The organism is Frankia sp. CcMO1 (genome assembly GCF_977945845.1).
In genome coordinates this window covers 1-6948 of the sequence record NZ_CDWTMG010000137.1, presented here as the reverse complement: position 1 = coordinate 6948, position 6948 = coordinate 1, and the positions used below count along the sequence as shown (strand labels likewise).

Genomic DNA, 6948 nt, shown 5'->3' with positions numbered 1-6948 from the left:
CGCAAGTTATTTCATTTCGACTCCACAGCGATGCGCCCAGCTCAGCGGGGCGAGATGATCCTATGTCGGACACGCGAGGACTGTCCGGGATCGGACAATGGTTCCGTGACAACAGCCACAGGGTGAGCATCGGGTTTCCGGCTTAGTCTGATCGCTCATGAGCGGCGCGCCAATCGGGGTGTTCGACAGCGGGGTGGGCGGTCTGACTGTGGCACGCGCCATTCTGGACCAGCTCCCGCATGAGCCCCTGGTGTATCTCGGGGACACCGCTCGGGCACCCTACGGCCCGCGGCGGATCGCCGAGGTGCGTCGCTACGCGCTCGATGCCCTCGACCGGCTCGTGGACGAGGGCGTGAAACTGCTGGTCATCGCCTGCAACACGGCAAGTGCCGCCTGCCTGCGCGACGCCCGGGAGCGTTACGACGTACCGGTCATCGAAGTGATCATGCCGGCGACTCGCCGGGCGGTCGCGGCGACCCGCAGCGGGCAGGTAGGCGTCATCGGCACGCTGGCGACGATTGCCAGCCGCGCCTACGACGACGCGTTCACCGCCGCCGCGGGCGTGGAGCTGACCGGTGTGGCCTGCCCGGCGTTCGTGGACTTCGTTGAGCGGGGTATCACCTCTGGGCGGCAGTTGCTCGGCCTGACCGAGGCGTACCTCGCACCATTGCAGGAAGCCGGCGTAGACACGGTGATACTCGGATGTACACATTACCCACTGCTGACAGGGGTAATCGGCCTCGTGATGGGAGAGGGCGTCACTCTGGTGAGCAGTGCCGAGGAGACGGCCAAGGACACCTACCGGGTACTCGTCCGGCATGGGCTCTTCCGCGATCCGGGCCTTCCGCCGCCCACGCACCGGTTCCTCACCACGGGTGATCCAACCTTGTTCAGCCGGGTGGGACGCAGGTTCCTCGGCCCCGAACTCGTCGGCGTCGCGGCGGTGTCCCCGCCTGTTCCCGCCGCGCGGGCCACAGTCACGCCTCCAGCCGCCTGGGCCGCCCGAACCGGGGCGGACCAGGAACCCTCCTCCCAGCAGAGCCCGGTGGTGCCACGGTGAAACTGACGATCCTCGGCTGTTCGGGCACGTATCCCGGCCCGACGTCGGCCTGTTCGTCCTACCTTGTCGAGTCGGACGGGTTCCGGCTCGTCCTCGACGCGGGCAACGGGTCCATGGGTGAGCTACAACGGCACTGCGACCTGCGTGAGATCGACGCGGTGCTGCTCAGCCACCTGCACGGCGACCACTGCCTGGACCTGGTGGCCAACTCCTACGCGCGGCGGTACCACCCGGAGGGCATGCCGCCCAAGCTCCCGGTCTACGGCCCGATCAACACCCAGGAACGGCTGTGCGGAGCGTTCGAGAAATGGCCGGACGACAGCCTGGCCGACATCTACGACTTCCGGACCATCGGCGCCGGCTGCCTGCACATCGGGCCGTTCCGGATCGATCTCACCCGGGTGGCCCATCCAGTGGAGGCCTACGGCGTCCGCCTCACCGCCGACGATCGGGTACTGACCTACTCGGGCGACACCGGGGCGTGTGACCGGCTGGTCCGCCTCGCCACCGACAGCGATCTCTTCCTCTGCGAGGCGTCGTTCCTCGACGAGGAGGACAACCCCCCGGACCTGCATCTGACCGGCCGGGAGGCCGGCGAGCACGCCCGGCGAGCCGGTGTGGGCCAGCTCGTGCTCACGCATCTTGTCCCGTGGGGGAACGCCGCCCGTTCCGAGGAGGAAGCGGCCGGCGTGTATGACGGCCCGCTGACCCTCGCGAGCCCCGGCACCGTCTACGAACTCTGAGAACTCTGACGGACCGCACCTCCGCACCTCGGCGCGACCTCGGCGCGCGGCCGGGTCGCCCTGGGCCGATAGTGTCGCGGCGTGATACGAGCGGATGGCAGGAGACCGGACGAACTCCGGCAGGTGACGATCCTGCGGGGATGGCAGGAGCATGCGGAGGGATCCGCGCTGGTCAGCGCGGGCCGGACCAGGGTGCTGTGCGCGGCCTCGGTAACCACGGGGGTCCCGCGCTGGCGCAAGGGCAGCGGCCTGGGCTGGGTGACCGCCGAGTACTCCATGCTTCCACGGGCCACCGACACCCGTAACGATCGCGAGTCCGTGCGCGGCCGCATCTCCGGGCGGACCCACGAGATCTCCCGGCTGATCGGCCGCAGCCTGCGTGCCTGCATCGACCTGAAGGCCCTCGGCGAGAACACCATCGCGATCGACTGCGACGTGCTGCTCGCCGACGGCGGCACGCGCACCGCCGCGATCACCGGCGCCTACGTCGCGCTGGTCGACGCCGCCCGCTGGCTCGGCCGGCCCGGCGCGATCACCACGAGCGTCAGTGCGGTCAGTGTCGGCGTGGTCAAGGGCGAGGCGATGCTCGACCTGGCCTACAGCGAGGATTCCACCGCGGACACCGACATGAACGTGGTGTGCACTGGGGCGGACGGTTTCGTCGAGGTCCAGGGCACCGCCGAGGGCACCCCGTTCGACCGGACGATGCTCGACAGCCTGCTCGACCTTGCAGTGCGTGGATGCGCCCAGCTCACCGCGATCCAGACCGAGGCGTTGCGCGGCCCGGTTCCGGCGGGGCCTCCTCGCCCGGGAGGTGCTCGATGAGCGCCAAACACCACGGATCGACCCGGACGACGAAGGTGGTCCTCGCCAGTCGCAACGAGGCGAAGCTCGCGGAGCTGCGCCGCCTCCTGGCGGCCAGCGGCCTGGCCGTGGAACTGGTGGGCCTGCCGCCCGGCAAGGAGGTACCCGAGACCGGGACGACCTTCGCTGAGAACGCGCTGATCAAGGCGCGGGCGGCGGTCGCGGAGACCGGGCTGCCGGCGGTCGCCGACGACTCCGGGCTCGCCGTCGACGAGCTGGCCGGGATGCCGGGGGTGCGTTCGGCTCGATGGTCGGGCCGGCGCGACGGCACCCGGGTCGAACGGGACACCGCCAACAACACCCTGCTGCTCGCGCAGCTTGACGACGTCCCAGCCGACCGGCGCCACGCCGCCTTCGTCTGCGCGGCGGCCCTGGTCACCCCGGACGGCGTCGAACGGGTCGCCCACGGCGAGCTACGTGGCACCCTGCTGACCGAACCTCGCGGCGCGGGCGGCTTCGGCTACGACCCACTGTTCCTGGCCGACGGTCAGACCCGGACGAACGCCGAACTGTCCGCGGCGGAGAAGGATGCGATCAGCCACCGCGGCCGAGCCTTCGGTGAACTGGCCCTGATCCTCGGCGAGGTCCTCGCCGCCCCACTCACCCCCGCCACCGACTGAACCCCAACCCCCGTATTGCGGCGAAGCCGCCAACCACCCCCGACGGCTCCCCCAGGAAGTTCGCCGAAGGCGAGCTGACGGAAACCCCGAACGGCGCCCTACGCCAGGGGCCCCCGCATTGCGGCGAAGCCGCAATGCGGGGCTAGGCCCACAGCTGCCCTTCCAGGGCGGCCTCGGCTTCTTCGAGGGTGCCGGCGTAGGCGCCAGTGGACAGATACTTCCAGCCACCGTCACAGACGATCAGGACTATATCGGCCGACTTGCCCTCCTTTACCACCCGCTCGGCCTGCGCGAGCGCCGCGTGCAGGATGGCCCCGGTGGAGATCCCGGCGAAGATGCCCTCCTCTTGCACCAGCTCGCGGGTACGACGCAGCGCCTCCCGCGGACCGACCGAGTATCGCGAGGTGAGCACCGACGGGTCGTACAGTTCGGGAACGAACCCCTCGTCGATGTTGCGCAGCCCGTACACCAGCTCGCCGTAGCGCGGTTCGGCCGCGACGATCGAGATGTCCGGCACCCGTTCCTTGAGGTAACGGCCGGTTCCCATGAGGGTTCCGGTCGTGCCGAGGCCCGCCACGAAGTGCGTGATCTCGGGCAGGTCCTCGAGAATCTCCGGCCCGGTCGTCTCATAGTGCGCCTGGGCGTTCGCCGGATTGCCGTACTGGTAGAGCATCACCCAGTCGGGGTTCTCGGCGGCCAGCCGCTTCGCGACGGCGACCGCCTCGTTCGATCCGCCGGCTGCGGGCGAGAACCTGATCTCGGCGCCCCACATCTGCAGGAGCTGACGGCGCTCGATCGAGGTGTTCTCCGGCATCACGCAGATCAGCCGGTAGCCCCGCTGACGACAGGCCATGGCCAGCGAGATCCCGGTATTACCGGACGTCGGTTCGAGCACGGTCGCGCCCGGAGTGAGCAGACCGCGCTTCTCGCCGTCGGCGATCATCCACAGCGCCGCCCGATCCTTGATCGAACCGGTCGGGTTGTCCTGTTCCAGCTTCGCCCACAGCCGGGCATCCGGCGACGGCGACAGTCGCGGAAGCCCGACCAGCGGGGTCCGGCCGACGGAGTCGGCCAGGGAGGAGAAACGCATGAGTCGGGACCCGTCGCTCGCGTCAGTGCTGCCCGGGCGACATGCCAGGCGACACCACGGCCGGCCCCTCGCTGCCCGGAACTTTGGCACTGCCCGGAACTTCGGCGCTGCCCGGAAACTCCCCGGCGTCGACGGAGCCGCCGGCGACGGCAGGAAGAATGGTGACCTCGTCGCCGTCGCTGAGCTTGGCGTCGAGACCGCCGAGGAAACGAACGTCCTCGTCGTTGACGTAGATGTTGACAAAGCGGTGCAGCTCGGAACCGTTGTCACCGGTCACCAGCCGGCCCCGCAGCCCGGCATACCGGGAATCGAGATCGAGGAAGAGCGCGGCGACCGTGTCGCCCGTGCCCTCGACCAGCTTCGAACCTCCCGTGTAGGTACGCAGGATCGTCGGCACACGGACCTGGACTGCCATGGTGCTCCTTTCGCGGGTGCCACCGGCCGGGTTCGGCGGTGGCGCCGCCCGGATGGGCGGGGGTGTCACGTCAGCGGGTTCTACCTCAGGCGGACAAGCGGACGAGTCGTAGGTGCCAAGGCTCCGCAGTCACCATCTTCCCGGACCGTGTCCCTTCCCGAACCGTGTCCGTCGCCGCGTCATCGTCCGTCGCCGCGTCATCTGCAACGCCAGGCCGTCTCAGACGATTTCCACCGGCTCCTCGGTGACCACGCCGTCGACGATCCGGTAAGATCGGAACTCGGTCACGCCCGGCTCCCGGGTGGAGGCCAGCACGTAGTGCGCGCCCGGCTCGGCCGCGAGGGACACGTCGGTTCTGGACGGGTACGCCTCGGTTGCGGTGTGCGAGTGGTAGATGACGACGGGCTCCTCGTCCCGGTCGTCCATCTCCCGCCACACCTTGAGCTGCTCCATTGGATCGAAGCGGTAGAAGGTCGGCGAGCGCTCCGCGTTCTCCATCGGGATGAACCGCTCCGGCCGGTCCGACCCCAGGGGACCGGCGACGATACCACAGGCCTCGTCGGGATGATCACGGCGGGCATGAGCGACGATCGCCTCATAGCAGGCACGGTCCATTCGCAGCACGAGCCTACCGTACGACGCCGAAGGGGCGGTCCGGGCCGATCTCGCCCGCGACTACCCCAGAGCTCGGGTCAGATCGTCGAGCAGTTCGGTCAGGAACGCGTAGACCGCGACGAGCGGTCGGCGGGAATCGTCCGGGTCGAGGTGTTCAAGTTCCGCGGTGGAGTCGTCGTCGGTGAGGCCGAGCCGGGTTCCCAGCACCAACCGGAGGTCGTTCAGCGTCGTCAGCCAGTCCTGAGCGGCCTCCTCGTCGAGCAGGAGCACCCTCCCGGGCGCTGGCACAGCGGACAGCACCCGCCGAGCGGCGTCGCGCTTGCGGGCGAGCAGATCGTCCGTCCGGCGGCGGCGGAAGTCCCCGGAGGCCATCGGATCGTCCGGGTAGGGGTCGGGAAGCAGACGAGCGATCGCCGGGTCGTCCGGCGGCGGCGGCGCGGTGTCACGCAGCCCCACCAGCGCCTCCAGCGGATCCTCGACCGGCGGCGGTTCGAGCAGGGACTCGATCTGGCCGACAAGCTCGATCAGCAACGCCGCCTCGAGCCGGGGAAGGCGCAGCTCGATCCCGGCACGCGTGCGGCGGAAGCCGTCAGCCACGTCCCTCCGTTCCCCCACTCCCACGCTCCCGGCGACGGTGCGCCCGGGACGACCGCCCCACATGACCGTCTGAACCGTCCGACCACGGACGCGGCCAGCCTACCCAGGGCATGCCGCATGGGCTGCTCCGGGCGGCCGAGGCCGACCGGCCGGGCCGGGACACCCCGCCGGTCGGGTTACTGGTCGGGTCAGTCCTGGGCGATCGTGGCCCACAGGCCGTAGGCGTGCAGGCGCTCGGCGTTGGCCTCCATCTCCTCCCTGGTGCCGACGGCCACCGAAGCCCGCCCCTTGTGATGGACGTCGAGCATCAGTTCGGTGGCCTTCGGCTTGCTGTAGCCGAAGAGCTTCTGGAAGACATACGTCACGTATGACATCAGATTGATCGGGTCGTTCCAGACAATGGTGACCCACGGCCGATCGTCATCGAGGGTCTCGTCGACTTCCTCGACATCGAGAGGCGACACGGCGGCGACAGACACGCTGCCTATTGTTACGCCATTCCCGCGACAGTTCTCCTCGACGGGTCGTGTGCCGTGGCCGGCGATCACCTCTCAGAAGGCGGCCCAACTCCGGGAGACGACCGAGTGCCGCGGGGTGGCATCGTCGGGGCCGCGGCCGCACATCGGGGGGCCGCACATCGGGGAGACGGCCAGGATGAGAACCACTTTGCCGCCGCGAAACGGCTCCGACCCGACCGAGACACCCCCTCGCCGCACGCTCGGTGCGTGACCACGACCATGCCGGTGCCGGCCGCGCCCCTTGCCGAGGTGGCGACACACTGCCCATACTGCGCCCTGCAGTGCGGAATGGTGCTGCGCGCCACCCCGGAGAGCGCCACCCCGGAGAGCGCCGGAAAGGACGACGGCCCGGAACCAGCAGGCGGAAGGTCTCCGGGGCCGGTTACCGTGCTCGCCCGCGAGTTCCCCACCAACCGGAGCCGGATG

At 69.7% G+C, this 6948-nt stretch carries 10 protein-coding genes; 5 read left to right on the top strand and 5 right to left on the bottom strand.

The genetic code is table 11. The features are described 5' to 3' along the window. Positions 1 to 157: 157 nt before the first annotated feature. From murI to rdgB, 4 genes are all read left to right on the top strand, one after another. A complete protein-coding gene (gene murI, locus AC08OU_RS16020) occupies positions 158 to 1060 on the top strand; it encodes a glutamate racemase (protein WP_462203591.1) in 903 nt (300 codons plus the stop codon). Continuing rightward, positions 1057 to 1803, top strand: a complete 747-nt coding sequence (locus tag AC08OU_RS16015) for an MBL fold metallo-hydrolase (RefSeq protein WP_476594308.1) — start codon at positions 1057 to 1059, stop codon at positions 1801 to 1803. The genes murI and AC08OU_RS16015 overlap by 4 nt, the downstream gene beginning before the upstream one ends. Before the next feature lie 81 nt (positions 1804 to 1884). Continuing rightward, positions 1885 to 2628, top strand: coding sequence for a ribonuclease PH (rph, locus tag AC08OU_RS16010; RefSeq protein WP_462187860.1), 744 nt, complete (start codon positions 1885 to 1887; stop codon positions 2626 to 2628). Beyond that, complete coding sequence (gene rdgB / locus AC08OU_RS16005) at positions 2625 to 3287, top strand: RdgB/HAM1 family non-canonical purine NTP pyrophosphatase (protein ID WP_462187859.1); 663 nt, start codon at positions 2625 to 2627, stop codon at positions 3285 to 3287. The genes rph and rdgB overlap by 4 nt, the downstream gene beginning before the upstream one ends. 142 nt (positions 3288 to 3429) lie before the next feature. Here rdgB and AC08OU_RS16000 read toward each other — a convergent pair whose 3' ends face one another. The 5 genes from AC08OU_RS16000 to clpS all read right to left on the bottom strand — a co-directional run bounded on the left by AC08OU_RS16000 (position 3430) and on the right by clpS (position 6483). After that, a complete protein-coding gene (locus AC08OU_RS16000; RefSeq protein WP_462187858.1) occupies positions 3430 to 4377 on the bottom strand; it encodes a PLP-dependent cysteine synthase family protein in 948 nt (315 codons plus the stop codon). 22 nt (positions 4378 to 4399) lie between these two features. After that, a complete protein-coding gene (locus AC08OU_RS15995) occupies positions 4400 to 4792 on the bottom strand; it encodes a MoaD/ThiS family protein (RefSeq protein ID WP_462187857.1) in 393 nt (130 codons plus the stop codon). A gap of 219 nt (positions 4793 to 5011) precedes the next feature. Beyond that, complete coding sequence (locus AC08OU_RS15990; RefSeq protein WP_476601054.1) at positions 5012 to 5407, bottom strand: M67 family metallopeptidase; 396 nt, start codon at positions 5405 to 5407, stop codon at positions 5012 to 5014. Positions 5408 to 5467: 60 nt separating this feature from the next. Further along, positions 5468 to 6004, bottom strand: a complete 537-nt coding sequence (locus AC08OU_RS15985) for a DUF2017 domain-containing protein (RefSeq protein ID WP_476594420.1) — start codon at positions 6002 to 6004, stop codon at positions 5468 to 5470. A 188-nt stretch (positions 6005 to 6192) separates the two neighbouring features. After that, the gene (clpS, locus tag AC08OU_RS15980) at positions 6193 to 6483 is read right to left on the bottom strand and encodes an ATP-dependent Clp protease adapter ClpS (RefSeq protein ID WP_462187854.1); all 291 of its coding nucleotides are present in this window, start codon (positions 6481 to 6483) and stop codon (positions 6193 to 6195) included. A 246-nt stretch (positions 6484 to 6729) separates the two neighbouring features. Between clpS and AC08OU_RS15975 the strand changes: the two genes are divergently transcribed. Continuing rightward, positions 6730 to 6948, top strand: a 219-nt coding sequence (locus tag AC08OU_RS15975; RefSeq protein ID WP_476605225.1) for a hypothetical protein, incomplete at its 3' end; no start/stop codon positions are given.